The organism is Pseudoalteromonas sp. NZS37 (assembly GCF_015864265.1).
Taxonomy (GTDB): domain Bacteria; phylum Pseudomonadota; class Gammaproteobacteria; order Enterobacterales; family Alteromonadaceae; genus Pseudoalteromonas; species Pseudoalteromonas arctica.
This window is the reverse complement of the sequence record NZ_JADYXL010000003.1, coordinates 422,711-440,313: the sequence shown is the minus strand read 5'-3', so window position 1 is coordinate 440,313 and position 17,603 is coordinate 422,711. Positions and strand designations below refer to the sequence as shown.

The 17,603-nt window shown below is 38.6% G+C and carries 15 protein-coding genes; 4 read left to right on the top strand and 11 right to left on the bottom strand.

What is annotated here, in order from left to right; all coding sequences use genetic code 11:
* Window positions 1–50 precede the first annotated feature (50 nt).
* Window positions 51–1,268 (top strand): BCCT family transporter, encoded by a 1,218-nt coding sequence (locus I6F47_RS07905; protein ID WP_024592192.1) that lies wholly within the window; start codon window positions 51–53, stop codon window positions 1,266–1,268.
* Window positions 1,269–1,277: 9 nt separating this feature from the next.
* Entirely contained in the window at window positions 1,278–1,982 is a 705-nt protein-coding gene (locus tag I6F47_RS07900) for a TorF family putative porin (RefSeq protein WP_197100546.1), read from the top strand.
* A 135-nt stretch (window positions 1,983–2,117) separates the two neighbouring features.
* Here the strand turns inward: I6F47_RS07900 and I6F47_RS07895 are convergent, their stop codons facing one another.
* From I6F47_RS07895 to fdxA, 4 genes are all read right to left on the bottom strand, one after another.
* A complete protein-coding gene (locus I6F47_RS07895; RefSeq protein ID WP_442960278.1) occupies window positions 2,118–3,872 on the bottom strand; it encodes a putative bifunctional diguanylate cyclase/phosphodiesterase in 1,755 nt (584 codons plus the stop codon).
* Between the two features lie 367 nt (window positions 3,873–4,239).
* Window positions 4,240–4,698, bottom strand: coding sequence for an Sbal_3080 family lipoprotein (locus I6F47_RS07890; RefSeq protein WP_007580787.1), 459 nt, complete (start codon window positions 4,696–4,698; stop codon window positions 4,240–4,242).
* 26 nt (window positions 4,699–4,724) lie between these two features.
* Entirely contained in the window at window positions 4,725–6,968 is a 2,244-nt protein-coding gene (locus tag I6F47_RS07885; RefSeq protein WP_024591757.1) for a carbohydrate binding family 9 domain-containing protein, read from the bottom strand.
* A 136-nt stretch (window positions 6,969–7,104) separates the two neighbouring features.
* Window positions 7,105–7,428, bottom strand: coding sequence for a ferredoxin FdxA (gene fdxA / locus I6F47_RS07880; protein WP_007580791.1), 324 nt, complete (start codon window positions 7,426–7,428; stop codon window positions 7,105–7,107).
* 194 nt (window positions 7,429–7,622) lie between these two features.
* Between fdxA and I6F47_RS07875 the strand changes: the two genes are divergently transcribed.
* Both I6F47_RS07875 and I6F47_RS07870 read left to right on the top strand, forming a co-directional pair.
* On the top strand, window positions 7,623–9,230 hold the full coding sequence (locus tag I6F47_RS07875) for an NAD(P)/FAD-dependent oxidoreductase (RefSeq protein ID WP_024593013.1): 1,608 nt from the start codon (window positions 7,623–7,625) through the stop codon (window positions 9,228–9,230).
* Between the two features lie 95 nt (window positions 9,231–9,325).
* Entirely contained in the window at window positions 9,326–10,825 is a 1,500-nt protein-coding gene (locus I6F47_RS07870; RefSeq protein ID WP_197183645.1) for an amidase family protein, read from the top strand.
* A 31-nt stretch (window positions 10,826–10,856) separates the two neighbouring features.
* On the opposite strand, the gene I6F47_RS07865 is transcribed toward I6F47_RS07870, so the two are convergent.
* The 7 genes from I6F47_RS07865 to I6F47_RS07835 form a co-directional block, all read right to left on the bottom strand.
* A complete protein-coding gene (locus I6F47_RS07865) occupies window positions 10,857–12,161 on the bottom strand; it encodes a DEAD/DEAH box helicase (RefSeq protein WP_002958629.1) in 1,305 nt (434 codons plus the stop codon).
* Between the two features lie 90 nt (window positions 12,162–12,251).
* A complete protein-coding gene (locus I6F47_RS07860) occupies window positions 12,252–13,481 on the bottom strand; it encodes a beta-ketoacyl-ACP synthase (protein WP_197183676.1) in 1,230 nt (409 codons plus the stop codon).
* Entirely contained in the window at window positions 13,481–14,206 is a 726-nt protein-coding gene (fabG, locus tag I6F47_RS07855) for a 3-oxoacyl-ACP reductase FabG (RefSeq protein ID WP_007580797.1), read from the bottom strand. Before fabG ends, I6F47_RS07860 begins: the two co-directional genes overlap by 1 nt.
* On the bottom strand, window positions 14,203–14,658 hold the full coding sequence (locus I6F47_RS07850; RefSeq protein ID WP_024599920.1) for an ApeP family dehydratase: 456 nt from the start codon (window positions 14,656–14,658) through the stop codon (window positions 14,203–14,205). Before I6F47_RS07850 ends, fabG begins: the two co-directional genes overlap by 4 nt.
* The gene (locus I6F47_RS07845) at window positions 14,651–15,820 is read right to left on the bottom strand and encodes a beta-ketoacyl-ACP synthase (protein ID WP_121954593.1); all 1,170 of its coding nucleotides are present in this window, start codon (window positions 15,818–15,820) and stop codon (window positions 14,651–14,653) included. Before I6F47_RS07845 ends, I6F47_RS07850 begins: the two co-directional genes overlap by 8 nt.
* Window positions 15,817–16,377 carry a DUF3261 domain-containing protein gene (locus tag I6F47_RS07840; protein WP_121954592.1) on the bottom strand — a complete coding sequence of 187 codons (561 nt, stop codon included), beginning with the start codon at window positions 16,375–16,377 and terminating at the stop codon, window positions 15,817–15,819. Before I6F47_RS07840 ends, I6F47_RS07845 begins: the two co-directional genes overlap by 4 nt.
* Complete coding sequence (locus tag I6F47_RS07835; RefSeq protein WP_197183644.1) at window positions 16,365–17,603, bottom strand: NAD(P)/FAD-dependent oxidoreductase; 1,239 nt, start codon at window positions 17,601–17,603, stop codon at window positions 16,365–16,367. The genes I6F47_RS07840 and I6F47_RS07835 overlap by 13 nt, the downstream gene beginning before the upstream one ends.

Here is a 17,603-nt window from a genome sequence, read left to right as displayed (position 1 = left end):
AAAATACGGAGTGCTTATGAATTATTTTTATTCATTACTGGAGGGTAACAATGACTATTTGGCTTAATGCAGGGATCATTTTTACCTTACTTGCCATTATCACTATTTTAATTAAATGGGGTAATGTTCGCGTAGTAGGTGTAACACCAGTTCGAACCTTTACGTTTATAGCAATACTATTTACTTCTGGCCTGGATGTTGGCCTTATCATGTTTCCTTTAACTGAGTTTGCAGGTTATGCAGACATAAAAGCAAGCCCAGAATACGCGTTTGCAAATCCACTGGCTATTGAGTTTGGCTACTGGGGATTTTTGATCTGGGGATTTTACTTTCTTACGTGCTTTTATTTCTGTGTAATAGAACCTAAAGTGAAATTTTTCGAAATTCCTTGGGTTAAATTTATCAATAACGTTGTAATTATTGGTACATGTGCATTTACCGCTTATTTGCTGCTTACAAACCTACCGTGGTATTTACCCGAACTAGGTGATGGAACAAGTATAGTTTCTGAGTTTTACTTGATTGTGTTTGCGGCTATCTGTTTTGCTGTGTACTCAAGTACTGATATTAAATATGTACGTATTTTAAGTATTTCTACTACCTGGTTATTTTTAGCTTTAATCGCCTTTATGTGGGCTGGCGCATTTGTGATTGGTGATAGTCAAATGTCAGCATTTACAGATAACTTAGGCTCTATTGGTACTTACTTTGCGAACATTAATGAATTTGTTTTACCGCTTAATGATTACCATGAGTTCTACTTATTCTGGTGGTTTGCGTGGAGCATAATGATTGGTCAATTTACATCACGCTTTGTTGGTGGACTTAAAACATACCAAGTATTAGGTGCTATGTTGATTTTCCCTTCTATTCCTATTGCGATTTGGTTTAGCGTACTTTATCACTACCATGAAGCGGGTATTCCAACTCAAGGCATTAAAAACTTTGCAATGGTATTTGTAGGTATTGTATTTGTAATTAACTCACTCGATTCGTTAGTGCGTTTATATACAGATAACCTAAACTTTACCGTAAAGCGTTTTGGCAAAATGAAATACATGATCGGAAATGTTGTCGCTTTATCGTTACTTACACTATTGTTTAAATTAGAATTTTTACAAATTCAGTGGGTAGGCGCATTGGTTATTGGATTGTTCTTTATCTGTGCTGGTTTTATCGGATACAGCAAGTTTAAAACAGTTACAAACATAGACAGCTCACCAAAAGCAAACGAAATTGATTACACAAAAATAGACACAGTACACTAGGGATTAATAATGAATAACAAACTAAAACAACTTGTAGTAGCACTACCATTTGCAGTTTTATCAACAACCGCAGCTGCTGATTGGTCAACAACAATCACTGCAGCATCTGACTACACTTTTAATGGTGTAACACAAACAGATAGCGATCCTGCAATTCAAGGCAGCTTAGACTATGCCTTTGATAGCGGTGTTTACGCCGGTGTATGGGCTTCAAATGTAGATTTTGGTGACGACACTGATTTTGAACTTGATGCTTACGTAGGTAAATATGTACAACTTGATGAGCAATTTAGCGTTGACTACGGTATTGCTTATTACACTTATCAAGGTAATAACAGCGATGGTAACTACGCTGAAGCTTACACTAAGTTTGGTTATGCAAGTGAATACGGCCAGACTGAGCTTAACTTTTGGTACAGCTGGGACTACTTTGGTTACGATACAGGCCACGTTATTTCGATGATCGCTCACACTTATGAGCTAGCTCCTAATCATGCACTACGTGCAAGCTTTGATATTTCAAACTCACTTGATGGTGATAAGTTTGAATGGGATCAAGCTAAGGGAGACAAATCGTATTATCACTACCGTCTAGCATACCAAACAAGCTACGAAGGTTTTGGTATTGAAGTGGCTGCTGAAAACACAAGCTTAGATTACGATTATGCTGATGAGCGTATTGTACTTGCTGTTTCACGCACATTTGATCTTTAATACAATAATTACTGATTAAACAAAAAATGCCACTCTACTTAGAGTGGCATTTTTATTTGTAAACTAACTAACTAACTAACTAACTAACTAACTAACTAACTAACTAACTAACTAACTAACTAACTAACTAACTAACTAACTAACAATATCCCACGCACTTGTACCCGATGCTGAAAGGTTACTGGTGTTATTGCGTAATACTTTATTACCTACATTAACTGATGACTCAGGTCGACTTACTAAATAACCCTGAACAGAACTCACACCCATTTTTTTAACAAGTTCAAACTGCCCTATTTCTTCAACGCCTTCAGCTACAATTTTAAGGCCAAGCTTTTGTCCAAGCTCACTAATTGTATTTAATATATCATTATATTTTTGGCTTTTATTAGCTTGAGCTATAAACGAGCGATCAATTTTAATAACATCTATTGGTAAATCCGCTAATGTACTTAAAGAACTAAAACCTGTACCAAAGTCATCAATAGCAATAGTGATACCTTCTTCTCTTAGCCTACTTAGCTCTTTAATAATTCTTGGACTGGCTTTAATGAATGTTGATTCTGTAATTTCAAGCATTAAAGACGTCGCCGGTAAACCGGTTTTTTTGAGCTTCTTCATTATCCAATCATAAATGTCACGGTGCTTTAATTGAATGCCCGAAACATTTACTGATATTTTTACTTTACGCATACCTGCATTGTGCCATGCAGCCATTTGCCTACACGATTCAAGCATAATCCAATCGCCAAGTTCTAATATTAAATTAGACTCCTCTGCTATTGGAATAAATTCTGAAGGGGGGATCATGCCCTCAACTGGGTGGTCCCATCGGGTAAGTGCTTCGAAATAATCAATCATACAATCTTCAACATGCACAATTGGCTGAAAAGATAAGTAAAAATCTTTACACGCAACCGCTAAACGCAGCTCTTCAAGTAAATAATGGTAACGGCGCATTTTGTTACCCATTTCTGGCGAGTAAACTTTAAATATTCCCTTACCATCACTTTTAGCTCTATACATAGCTACATCGGCTAATTGTAAAAGCGCTTGAGGCGTTGATGCACTTTCTGGGTAAGCCGCAATACCAATACTGGCACTAATTTTTACTATTTTATTGCCAAGCACAAAGTCTTTTTCAAGCTCACTTAGCACATGCTTAGCAATTTCAACGACTCTGTCGCTATCATCAAGTAATTCTATAAAAATGGAGAACTCATCCCCTCCTAACCTTGATAAGTTTTGCTCTAATTGGTTAGCACTATTTATGTTACTTAATTTATGGTGGCGTAATACATTCGCAAGTCGGCTAGCAACTTGAACTAATATTTCATCACCAAAACTGTGACCAAACGAGTCGTTTACTTGTTTAAAACCATCAAGGTCTATAAACAGGAGCGCACACTTGAGATCTTCTTGATTAGCATGATTAATTTGTCTGTCGATATGTTCAATATATGCATGACGGTCAATTAATAACGTCAGTTTATCTTGGCATATACTGGTTTGAGTTTGTTTTACATAATTAGCCACATGCGTATTTAAACTATTTATTGATTGGCTTAAGCTGCTTACACCCAAAGGGTTCTCTGCCGGTTTTACTTGCAAATTAAATGCAGTGAGTAAGCTATTGGCTTGAAGATTAAGCTCCGCTATTTGATTTTTATAATGACGCTTTCTACGCTCTCTGCGTAAGTACAGGCCAGAACCAAATATTAAGATACATAAAAGTAAAAAATTAATAGGTGATGCAAGTGTCATTATAATTAACTTACTTGAATCAGCAGCTACAAACTGGGTGTCAGTGGTTTTAATAAGCAAAAAATCAGCTGTGGGCTGCTCAATTATATAGTGGCCATTTAAGATCGGATTATACCAAGGAGCCATATCAAGAGTGGTATTCGTTATTTCGAAATTTCGTATATCAATACTGGTACTAAATAAATTTATACGATTAATCTGATTCGTTAACTCTATGTTTATGCAAAAACAAAATAGAATTATGATTAGGAAAATAAAACCGAGCGGCTTAAGTTTACTCATAAAAAAAATCCATCTACTTTGCTTCTCCTATCAAACCTATTACCAAAAACGGATTATATCGCTTGCATTTAGTACTACGCAAGCATTGATATAATCCTAAGCCATTAGAATAACAAAAAATTGTAACAATAACGGATTAACTAATTATATTTGATATATAGTATAGGTGGGATTAACAAAAATAAACAAAAAGGTTCTAATTGTTTAAAATTTAATACATACCGTCAATAAGCTCTATAATTTTTTCTTCAGCGTCTATAAACTTATCCAATCCACCACCGGTGCGATAAGATGCTTGTGCTATTTTTTCATTCGTTTCAACGTCTTTAATCCAAATATTTGCGTATGCCATATAGAGCGCTATATCCCAACGCCAATTTGCTACGTAGTAAGCCACTGCATTACATCCTGTCGTATCCGCACCTGGTAATTCGGTCTGGTAGTCTTGGTGTTTCAATACATAATTGGCTGGAATTACCCGAGTTTCAACATCATGCTTTGCAAAACCTTTTTTCATTGCATCTATAACACCAGCTTTAACAGCCTTATGTTCAGCAATACATACTGTTTTAGGTATGTTTGTTTCAAATCGAGTAATGTCTTGCTTTGCAGCACAACCGGCCAAGGTGGCAACCATTGCTGCTGCAACTGTTATTTTTAACGTATTCATATTTATTCCTTTTTTATTTTTAATATTTAAAGCTGCCATGCATAGCTAACTTTTGTAAAAAATGTACGCTGATCTCGCTCAATATTTTTAAGAGAATCGTCTTGGTAACCTCTATCTGAGTAACCCAAATAAAACAGTGTTTGCGCATTAATTTTATATGAGTAAACAAGCTGGCTGCCATAGTCTTTATTGATTTGACTAACTTGGTAAAAGTAGGCGTTTTCGTCTCTATCAATGTCTTCAAATTGTAAAATTAATTTAAGAATTGAACGCATGCTAAATTTATAATGAAGTCTAAAATCGACCAAGTTAGCAGTAAAAACCCGCTTCCCTTGCGGGTTATCTAATTGACTGTAGTTATGCTTTACATCGAGCTGCCAGTGGTCGTTAATATCCCATATAACTTGTGTTTGAGCGTTAAACACATCACCAAGCTGTTCATTTGTATAGTCAATACGGCTTGCATATTCGGTATATAAGGTGAGCTTTAAATCTTTAGTCGGTTTAAACCCTGTGTAAATATAACCAATATTTTGATTGTAAAAATTGCCATTAAAGTTTTCATAACGGTGCACTAAACCAATTTCAAAAATAGATTGTTTTTGGCCTTTAAAGCTTAAAAAGCCTTCGTATTCTTCTTCAAGTAAGTCGCCGTTTTGCGCCCACGTTTTATCCCAGTCAGCTTCGTATGACCATGAGGTAAGTAAATCAGATTCATCTCTGTACCATGTTTGTCCGCCACCAAAGCCTACTTTTTCATAATCAACTTTAGCTTGATAACCTAAATCGGTGCGGTAGTCCTGCCCAATATTTTCATAAGATGCAAATAATTTGTAATCACGTTTATCGCGGGTAAGTTCCAGGGCATATGCTTCATCTGACTGAGTTTCAGATAAGTTATAATTTTGAATTAAAAATTCAGAGTTACGTGTATCAGCAGATGATACTTGATACAAAAGAGTATCCGATTGATTAAACCAGTAGCTACCATCCACTGATAATACAGTGTTGTGATAGTCATCACTTTCTCTGTGCGTGCTTGAAAGGCCAATAGTACCCTGCTGACCTAGGTCATATTGATAACGCCCTGCGGCCGCATTCGTTTTTTCGTTTAAGCTTGCAAAGCCAGAGCCCTGATTCGTTGGCAGTAAAATATTACTATTGTCGTCATCAGCGAGCATTAACGCATAACTATGATCACCCGTTTTACCCGTTAATTTTGCACCTAAAGTAGGCTCTGCAATTGTACGTGTATATAAAAGCTCAAATAAGCTGCTTTTAAAGTAAGAAGCTCCATCTAAAAAGAAAGGACGTTTTTCAGCATAATAAATAGAAAAGGTTGTATTTACATCGAGCTCTAAAGAGTCTGTTTCTACTTGCGAAAAATCTGGGTTGATAGTCGCATTTAAAACAGCGTCCTTGGTTAAACCCCAGCGCAAATCTAAGCCCACTTCGGTATCTATATCACCATTATCCCAGTTACCCGGTAATTCAGATTTATTATCGTTACGAAGTGCTGTCAATGTAGGGGTTAATTGAATATTTTTACTCGATTCAATATCGCTAAAACCCACTAACTTATCAAACTGACAAAGGCTACATTTTATATTTCTATCAAATCCCATATTTGATAGCTGATATAAAACATCACGTTGGTAGTTTCTCATGACTGAAAAACCCCACGTTAGCTCTTTTTTATTTTCAGGAAAGCGCAGTGCCTTAAAAGGAATACGCATTTCAACAATGTAACCTTTCTCGTTAATTTGTCCCGCGCTATCCCAAATAGCATTCCATGAGGTATCTGAGCTCCATCCATCAGTATCGGTCATTCTTATATCGCCTTGTGCACCAAGGGGATTCACATGAAATTCATAACCACTGCGTTCATCATTAAATGTATCAATAACAAGAATGACTACGTCGTCTTCCCATAGCGTATCGCGGTCACGAAGTGATGCACGAATTTGTTCAGGGTTTGGATCCTCTGCAATGAAGGCAACATATAAGTTTGTGCCATCTTCGTAAATAAAGGCATCAGTTTTTACAGGAGGTGTGCCTTTTTCGTTAGGCTCATCTTGGTAGAGTAGAGGTATACGTGTCGCATTTTGCCAGTGCGCTTCATCCATAACACCATCAATAGTGATATTTGAATCAATACGAGATAAGGATACTTGCTGTTTACTAGCCGCTACATCAAGGCTTGAGAGTAATAAAACGAAACTTAAAAATAGGAAGGTAAATTTTTTTATTATAGTTATAAAGTACTGCATAAACATCCATTTAGACTGTAATTACTCATAGGGAGTAACTTAAGCTGGGGATTGTAATTTATCCAGGTACATTTGTTAATACTTTGAAATAAAAAATTAACTATTTAATGATAAAGGAGTAACTAATTGTTACGTATTATGTTTCGAGTAGTTTAAGTTTATCGTCTATGCCATTCCATATATCAGCGTCCTCTGGTGCAGGTTTAACCTCTGTAATGCGCGGCCAGACCAGTGCAAGTTCAGCATTCAATTCAGTAAACTCTTTTTGAGATTCTGGTAATTCATCTTCTTGATATATAGCATCAGCTGAACACTCAGGGACACATAAACCACAATCGATACAATCAATCGGGCTAATTGCTAAAAAATTAGGGCCTTCAAAAAATGCATCTGCTGGGCACACTGATACGCAATCGGTGTACTTACATTTTATACAATTTTCGGTGACTACAAACGCCATACTATTTTAATACCTAAGATTTTAAACAACAGTTGTGGATCATACCCATCCACTCCAAAAATACAATAAATAAGTGCCATATCACCCTATTTTAACGTAAAATACGCGCCTTATGTTTGCACACCCGTTGTGCCCTGCATCCCCTTATTGTGAGCGGTAATAATACCCCGCTATGACACCTAAAAGAGATATAAATGATACGTTTAACCGAAATAAAGCTGCCACTTGATCATGACGAAGATGCAATTGGTCAAGCAATTGTAAATAAACTAAAAATCCAACCAGAACAATTGCACAGTTTTAATGTGTTTAAGCGTGGTTATGATGCACGTAAAAAATCAGCTATTTTACTGATTTATACACTCGATATAGAAGTTGATAACGAAGCCGAGCTACTCGCGGCATTTGAAAAAGACCAACATGTAAAAGTAGCGCCAGACACAAACTATAAATTTGTAGCCCAAGCCAGCGAAAATATAACAGAGCGCCCTGTTGTGATTGGTTTTGGCCCTTGTGGTTTATTTGCAGGCTTATTACTTGCTCAAATGGGCTTTAATCCCATTATATTAGAGCGCGGTAAAGAGGTACGTGAACGTACAAAAGACACGTTTGGCTTTTGGCGTAAACGCACACTTAATACCGAATCAAATGTACAATTTGGTGAAGGTGGCGCAGGTACATTCTCAGACGGTAAGTTATATAGCCAAGTAAAGGATCCAAAACATTACGGTCGTAAAGTCATTACTGAATTTGTAGAAGCAGGCGCACCCGATGAAATTTTATACGTAAGTAAGCCACACATTGGTACGTTTAAACTTGTCACCATGATTGAAAAAATGCGCGCTCGTATAATAGAACTAGGCGGCGAAATTCGCTTTAGCACACGTGTTGACGATATTCATTTAGACGACGGGCAAGTAACAGGTTTAACGCTTTCAAATGGCGAGCAACTAAACACTCGCCATGTTGTATTAGCCGTTGGTCACAGCGCACGTGACACGTTTGATATGATCCACAAAAAAGGGATTTATGTTGAAGCAAAGCCATTCTCAGTCGGTTTTAGAATCGAACATAAACAATCAATGATCGATGAATGTCGTTTTGGTACAAATGCAGGAAACCCAATTTTAGGCTCTGCCGATTATAAACTTGTTCATCATTGCGACAATGGCCGCACAGTTTACAGCTTTTGTATGTGCCCAGGCGGCACAGTAGTCGCTGCAACCTCTGAAAAGGGCCGCGTTGTTACCAACGGTATGAGCCAATATTCACGAAGTGAGCGCAACGCTAACAGCGCTATTGTGGTAGGCATATCACCAGAGCAAGATTTCCCAGGTAATCCACTTGCTGGAATAGACTTACAACGTAAACTTGAAGAGCAAGCGTATGAGCTTGGTGGTAGCAACTACGATGCACCAGCCCAGTTAATTGGCGACTTTTTGAAAGGTAAATCATCAGAAAACTTAGGTGAAGTACAACCCTCTTACACACCCGGTATTAAGTTAACTGACTTGAGTAAAGTGTTACCACAATTTGCTATTGATGCCCTTCGCGAAGCGATACCAGCGTTTAATAAACAAATTCGTGGCTTTTCAACTAACGACGGTTTACTAACCGGCGTTGAAACACGTACTTCGTCGCCTATTAGTATTAAGCGTGATAAAACATTCCAAAGTATTAACACCAAAGGGCTTTACCCTGCAGGTGAAGGCGCAGGCTACGCTGGCGGTATTTTATCAGCGGGTATTGATGGTATTAAAGCGGCTGAAGCGGTCGCACTGTCTATGTTAGAAAACGCTTAAACCTCTTTTTTAAGCTGTTTATCGAAAAGCCTCACTTTGTGAGGCTTTTTTGTGCTAAATGTATAGAAAATAATAACACCTTAAGCACCTCAATAATGATCAAAACATTTACCTTTTCGTTGCTTAGTGTATTGGCAATTTTTAACGCTAAAGCACAAGAACTAAAAACCATCGATGAAATTCACAGTGCATATAAAAATAATTCTATTAATGCACAGCAACTCACCCAAAATTATATAGACCGAATTAATAAACTTAATTCACACTATAATGCGGTTATTAGTTTAGAGCCTACAGCGATTGCTCAAGCTAAAACGTTAGATGAACTTGCCGTCAAAGGAACTTGGGCTGGGCCATTACATGGAATACCTGTACTTCTTAAAGATAATATAGAAACTAAAGGCACACTTCCCACAACGGCTGGCTCTTTAGCACTTAAAAATAACGTTACTGATAATGATGCTTTTGTTGTTAAACAACTGCGTAATGCGGGCGCTATAATTTTAGGCAAAGCTAATTTAAGTGAATGGGCAAATTTTCGTTCATCCTATTCATCTTCGGGCTGGAGTGCTGTAGGCGGACAAACACATAATGCGCACGATGTAACACGTAACCCATGTGGTTCTAGCGCAGGTTCTGCTGTTGCGGTAGCACTTAACTTTGCGCCTATAGCATTAGGGACTGAAACAGACGGTTCAATTACGTGCCCTGCCTCAGTAAATGGAGTTTATGCAATAAAACCGAGTATGGGCCAAGTATCACGCTCAGGCGTTGTGCCTCTTTCAAGTAGCCAAGATTCAGTAGGGCCGATGGCGCATTCACTTAAAGATTCGCTGCTGGTTTTATCTGTTTTGCAAGGTGAAGACTCCCTTGATGCGACAACTACAGGGTTTGAATTAAAAACAGGTAATATAAAACTAAAATCATCACTTATTATTGGTGCACTGCCTAGCGACAAATTTACAGTTGAAACGCAGCGCCTTTATGCCAAGCAGTTACAAGCATTAAAACAGGCTGGACACACTGTTATTAATGTAGATATTACTGATAACTTAGATACGCTATTTGTTGATGAATACTATATTTTACTTTATGACTTCAAAGCCGAAATTAATCATTACCTCGCAAACACTCCAACACAAGTGGCTGTTAAAAGCCTAAAAGCACTTATTAATTTTAATATTCAAAATAAAAAAACAGAAATGCCCCACTTTGAGCAAGACATCCTAGTTCAATCACAGGCTATTGATTTAACTAACAAACAAAAATACCAGGAGACTAAAGAACGCTATCGCACTTTAGCAACGACAGCCATTGTTAATGTATACAAAAACAACAAGCTTGATATTGTTATAGCGCCTACAGTATCCCCCGCCTGGAAAACTGACTTAGTTAATGGTGATAATTTTAATGGCAGTAGTAGTTCGTTATCTGCTATTGCTGGCACAACGCACATAACCCTACCGGTCGGAAAAGTAAGTGGTTTACCGGTTGGTTTGTCCATAATAGCAAATAAAGAGGACGAGCAAGCGGCTTATTTATACGCAAATATTATTGATGAGGTGTTATCACCAGGCACAAAAAAACCTGAGTAAACTCAGGTTTTTTTAAACTAAACGGCGTTAACTATGACTTTTTAAGTGACAGTTTTTCGCCTTTTAAGCTTTTACGAACGCTTGAAATACGTGAGCGATTTACTGCTCTCGCTTCACCAGTTGCTTGTCCTGATAACTTGTTAGAACGTGTACGGCGTAAATGCGCTGGTTTTTTACCAATTTTATCAATTAGTACTTCACGGTTACTTACTTCATAACCTTCTAAATATACACGTTTGATTTTTTGGCCGATTAGCGTTTCAATTTCAAACAAAGTGTTTTCTTCTTCACGGCTAACAAATGAGATTGCTTGACCTTGGCGACCAGCACGACCTGTACGGCCAATACGGTGAACGTAATCTTCTGCAAGCCAAGGTAAATCAATATTAATTACACGAGGTAAGCCATCAATATCAATACCACGAGCAGCGACTTCTGTAGCCACTAATACGCGTACCTTGCCTTCTTTAAATTCACGTAAAGCACGACGACGGTTACCTTGAGATTTATCACCGTGGCAAACGCCTGCCGGAATACCATCAAGGTTAAGCTCTTTAACAAGCTCATCAGCTGTTTCTTTCATGTTTACGAAGACAAGCACTTGTTGCCAGTTTTTCTTACCAATCAATTCAGAAAGTAGCTCTTGCTTACGACGTTCTTCAACTGGGTAAACAACATGCTCAACGGTGCTTGCTGTACTGTTAGTTTGATCAACACGCACTATTTCAGCTTGTTTCAATACTTTAGATGCAAATTGTTTAATTGCTGCAGGGAATGTAGCAGAGAAAAGTAAAATCTGGCGCTCTTCTGCACAGCTTTTAATAACGTTTTGCATATCTTCAATAAAGCCCATATCAAGCATACGGTCAGCTTCATCAAGAACAAGGTGCTTAACACTTGCAAGGCTTAAGTTACCTAAACGAATATGATCAAATAAACGACCTGGCGTTGCAACAACAATATCTACACCTTCTTTTAAAGCATTTGCTTGGCCGGCAGTGCTAACACCACCAAATAAGCTAACGACTTTAAGTGATGTATGCTTTGCAAAATCTCTAAAATTATTTGCAATTTGTTCTGCAAGTTCACGCGTTGGAGCAAGTACTAATGCATGAGGTGCATTAGTTGTGCTGAGTTCAGACTCAACCAATTTTTGGATGATAGGTAAAGCAAACGCGGCAGTTTTGCCGGTACCAGTTTGTGCACTGGCTAAAACGTCTTTACCTTTACGAACAGCAGGAATTGCTGCGCGCTGAATGGGCGTAAGGGTGTGATAGTTAAGTTCGTCCAACGCCTGGATGATTTCAGGAGCGAAACTAAAAGATTTAAAATTCATGCTGTATAACCTACGGCCACATTATCAAGGGTCGCAAATTATACAGTAAAAACGAGCTAACAGTTAGTCATAACTTATCTTTTAACGTGTTTAATCTACTTTATAGCGTTTAAATATTAAAGAGGTGTTAATACCACCAAACGCAAAGTTATTACTCATCACGTAATCGGTATTAATCTCACGCCCTTGATGCCTTATGTAATCAAGCTGAGCACATTCGTCATCAACGTTATCTAAATTAATTGTTGGTGCAAACCAGTTATCAGCCATCATATTAATGCTTGCCCATGCTTCTATTGCACCACAAGCACCTAATGTATGCCCCAAATAACTTTTTAACGAGCTAATAGGTTTGCTGCCCAATGCTTTAAACGTTGCGTGAGACTCGGCAATATCACCTTTATCTGTTGATGTACCATGAGCATTAACGTAACCAATTTTTCCTGGTTCTAAATTGGCATCTTGCAGTGCCATTTCTATCGCTAGTTGCATTGTTTTTGATGCTGGTTGAGTAACATGCTGTCCATCAGAATTACAACCAAAACCAACCACCTCAGCTAATATTGTTGCTCCGCGCGCTTTTGCATGTTCGTATTCTTCTAAAATAAGTGTACCCGCGCCTTCGCCTATCACTAAGCCATCGCGATTTTTATCAAAAGGTCTTGGTGTTTGTTTTGGTGTTTCATTTTTTGTAGATGTTGCATAAAGCGTATCAAATACGGCGGCTTCAGTAATACATAACTCTTCAGCTCCACCAGCCACCATTATTTTTTGTCGGCCAAACTTAATCGCTTCATAGGCGAAGCCTATTCCTTGAGATCCCGATGTACAAGCAGAGCTTGTTGTTATAACACGCCCTTTTAAACCAAAAAAAACACCAACATTTACAGGGGCAGTATGCGCCATCATTTTAATGTAACTCGTGGCTGTTACACCTGACATCGACCCCGTTTCCATCATATTTGCAAAGGCGAGTAGTGGCTCAGTAGAGCCCGTAGATGAGCCATACGCTATGCCCGTAGAGCCATCTGTTAGACTGTCGTGCTCGAGTAGTTTGGCTTGTTCAAGTGCGCATTCAGTAGCACGAGTTGACATAAGTGACACTCGCCCCATTGAACGGATTTGTTTACGTTTGTAATGACTTGGTCGCTCAAAGTGTTTAACTGGCGCGGCTAAACGAGTATTGAGGTCGTCAGCTATATCCCACTCTGGCATAGTAACAACCGCATTTTCGCCTTTAATTAAGGCTTGTTTGAATTCAGACCAATCATCACCCAATGCAGTGACCACCGACATCCCTGTTACAACAACGCGTTTAATCAAACCATGCCACCATTAACCGAAATCACTTGGCGTGTTATGTAAGCTGCATCATCAGACATTAAAAAAGCGACTGTTCCCGCAACTTCTTTAACGCTCCCCATGCGTTTAAGGGGTATCATTTTCATCATTTCATCAATAGGTAATTCATCAGTCATCGCGGTTTCTATTAAACCAGGTGCCACACAATTAACTGTGATTTTGCGTTTTGCCAATTCTAATGCAAGTGCTTTAGTGGCCCCAATAATACCGGCTTTTGCTGCACTATAATTTACTTGTCCTCGGTTACCTGCAATACCTGACACCGATGACATTGTAATTATTCGCCCACCTTTACGGCTTTGTACCATAGGCATTACAGTTGGGTGTACTACATTATAAAACCCATCAAGGCCTGTACGTATTACACAATCCCAGTCTTCCCCTTGCATAGCAGGAAATGCCATATCGTTAGTAATACCTGCATTACACACCACGCCATAATAAGCGCCATGCTGAGCTATATCTTCTATTATTTGTGCTTTGGCCTGCTCTCTGTCGCATACATCAAATTGTAATAAACTGGTGGCTCTACCTAATGCATTAATTTCATCGCATGTTGCTTGAGCTTGCTCAACACCCGCTCTGCAATGTACGGCAATATCAAACCCTTGCTCAGCAAGTTTTAACGCAATAGCTTTACCAATACCACGGCTTGAACCCGTAACTAAAATTCTTTTTGTCATTGATTTTCTCTTATAAATTCCAACGGGTTTTCAGGCTGAAATACATTAATTTTTGCTTGGCAAAGTAGAGTTTCACACACGAGTATTTGGCATTCAAATACACTTAAACCTGACTCTTCTTGATATAGCTTTTTCACTTCAATAGTCAGCTTACTGCCGTTTTTAAAACACGGTTGATAAGTTTGATATTTTCGCGTGCCAATTAAAAAACCAATTTTTACAGGTTTATTTTCATCATTCGCTAACGCACCAGCGTAAGCGGCAATAGACTGCGCCATGTACTCAACACCAATATAGCTAGGTACGCCGTTAATTGCAGGACTAAAAAAAGGGCTTTGCTCAGAGATAGTAACGCCGCATTGAGCTTCATCTTCGCTGTGTGTTAAAAGGCTATCTATTAAAATCATAGGCGCATCATGCGGGACTACTTGCTCTATAGGGTAATTAGTCAACGTTAACTCCCAATATTAAGCTGGCATTATTACCGCCAAACGCAAATGAATTAGATAAGCAGTATTTAAGAGCGGGCTTAAACGCTTGTTTTATTATTTTTATATCAGCCAAATCACTGCCTTCTTTAATCGCGTTATACGGCAGCATATGTTGGCCGCTGTCTTTTAATAATAACCAACATATACCGGCTTCAATGGCGCCTGCAGCACCAAGAGTATGCCCTGTTAAATGCTTACTTGAGCTAAGCGGGGTATTGTTGCCAAACACGCGATTAATTGCAAGTGCTTCCATTTCGTCATTTTTTACAGTAGCCGTACCGTGAGCGTTAATATAATCAATATCACCACAGGATAATTTTGCGCTTTTTAGTGCTTTTTCCATTGAGGCTTGGGCGCCCATCCCATTAGGATCGGGGGCTGACATATGATGCGCATCTGAGCTTTCGCCACTGCCTAGTAACGTAACGCCGTTATTTGTTATTGGCTTATTTTTAGTCATTACAAATAAAGCGGCCCCTTCACCAATATTAATGCCGTCTCTGGTGCTAGAAAAAGGCTGGCATAAACCCGAGCTTAAAGAAGCGAGCGAGTCAAAGCCATTAATTGTTAATTGGCACAAACTATCCGCACCACCACAAATTACCACATCGGCTAAATCAGCATTTAGCAAAGCTCGAGCGCTAATTAACGCTTTGCTACTCGACGTGCACGCAGTAGAAATACTGTAACAAGGCCCTAGAGCCCCTATTTTATGTGCAATGTAATGAGCGGGTGTTGCTAACTCTTGATCACTGTAACTAAAGTCATCAGGCCAGAGTTTTGTACTTTCATAGCTTTTACGTGCTCTTTCGCCATCATGAATACCTGATGTACTAGTACCCATTACAATTGCGATACGCGACTTATCAATATGCGAAAGTTTATCTAAGGTTGGCTTAATCTGCTCTAAAGCTAGATCAATAAATGTATTGATACGTTTATTATTTGATAAAGCAATAGACTGAACTTGCCCGACATACAGCGGGGTTTGCTCAGCACTTAAACTTTTATTTAAAGTTAATAAAGGAGTTGCAGGGTTATATTTATTTAAGCTTGTTGTGGTTGCATCTTGGCCTATGCCCATCGCACTCACAATGCCTAAATCATTCAGCCAATATGTCACTGTTCTACCTTTTTAAATGTTATTTGATACTGATGTAAAATATTGTTCAACGTTGTCGACTCATCACTATAGTCAATGGTAATAAATGTACCCTCATCGTTAAATACTTCCCGATTAGAGCCAACCTGCTCTATTAAAGCACCCTCTAACTGCTTTTGTAAAAATGCTACTGGCCAATGTACTAATGCAATATCCGCCAAGATATAATGAGGGTCTATCCCTTCTACCGCCAGCATATTTCGTGTTTTTACCGGGCCATTTAAAGGTTTTTCAAGCTCCATAATTGGAAAGCCTTGTACTGTCATTAACAATAACTTAATTGCACCTTTGTCATTTATAGCTAATTGGGCAAATACAGTATGTGTTTTTTGCTGATTCGTAATATACAAAACATGCTGCCAAGACTTATCAAACATTTGTGCTGGCACGCTATTAATATTTAATTGAATATTAGGTGATAGATACACTCTATTTTTAGATGCTGTAAAACTCGTACATGCGCTCAATACAGCAAATATGAATACACTACACACCGCATACTTAATTAATTTTGACATAACTGAGCCAACACATTTAAACGGCGTTCACTTTGTGCAACAAATGGGTTATTTGTATCCCATGCGTAGCCCGCTAAAATAGCACTAATCATTTCTCGTACCTGAGTATTTTGCTCAGAGTAAAATATTACATCCTGAAAACGCGTATCGTACCATCCTGTTACAAATGTTCTAAAACAACCGACTCCAGCTTGTAATGGCTGTGCATAGTGAGCGTCAAAATCGACGACTTCGTTTTTTAAATAGCTATCAACAAGTGGGGCAATTAAATTTGCAGATTTGAGTGCAATTGTTACACCTGATGAAAATACCGGGTCTAAAAATTCCCCCGCATTACCCAATAAAGCAAAGTGCTTACCATATAACTTACTCACATTTGCCGAGTAGCCTTTTATATTTTTTGCTGGAGTTAATAACTCACGCTGTGCTAACAGTGTTTTTAAATAAGGGTCTTGCTCTATAAATTGATTTAGTAAATCGCTAGATTCATCATCATTAAAACGCTCTGACTGCGCCACAACCCCAATACTCGCAGTACCATCACTAAAGGGAATAAGCCAATACCACACGTCTGAATATTGTGGGTGTACGGTAATCAAAATTTTATTTCGATCGAAGCTTGTATCACTAATATTGTCTTTAAAGTGACTAAAATAAGCGCTTCGAACAGGAAAGTTAGAAGGAAGCTCTAAATCTAACAGTTTTGGTAATACACGCCCAAAGCCACTTGCGTCCAATACAAATCGGGCATTAACGCGATAAGCTTGCTGCTGCTCATTGTGTACCACTAATGATGCACCATTTGGCTCATCACAGTAGTCAACCACCGTGTGCTTATATCTGATTTCTACGCCTTGTCCTTGTGCTTTGTCTGCTAATAATTTGTCAAAGTCGGCTCTTTTCACTTGATACGTAGTGCCTGGGCCTTTAGTAAATTTTTCAGTGAAATTTATAGTTGTATTTTGCCCTGCCCGATGAAAAGCAGCGCCATCTTTAAACTGAAAACCTAAAGCCGCTGCATTGTTATGTAGTGTATCGATTAAGCCCGCGTCTTCTAAGTACGCCATACATTGCGGCAGTAAGCTTTCACCAATTGAAAAACGTGGAAACGCCTGCTGTTCAAGTACCAGTACCCGCCATCCCTTTTGAACTAAAAGACTACTAGCCAATGCACCAGAAGGCCCAGCGCCAATAACAACAACATCGTACTGCTCAAGGTTATTCAA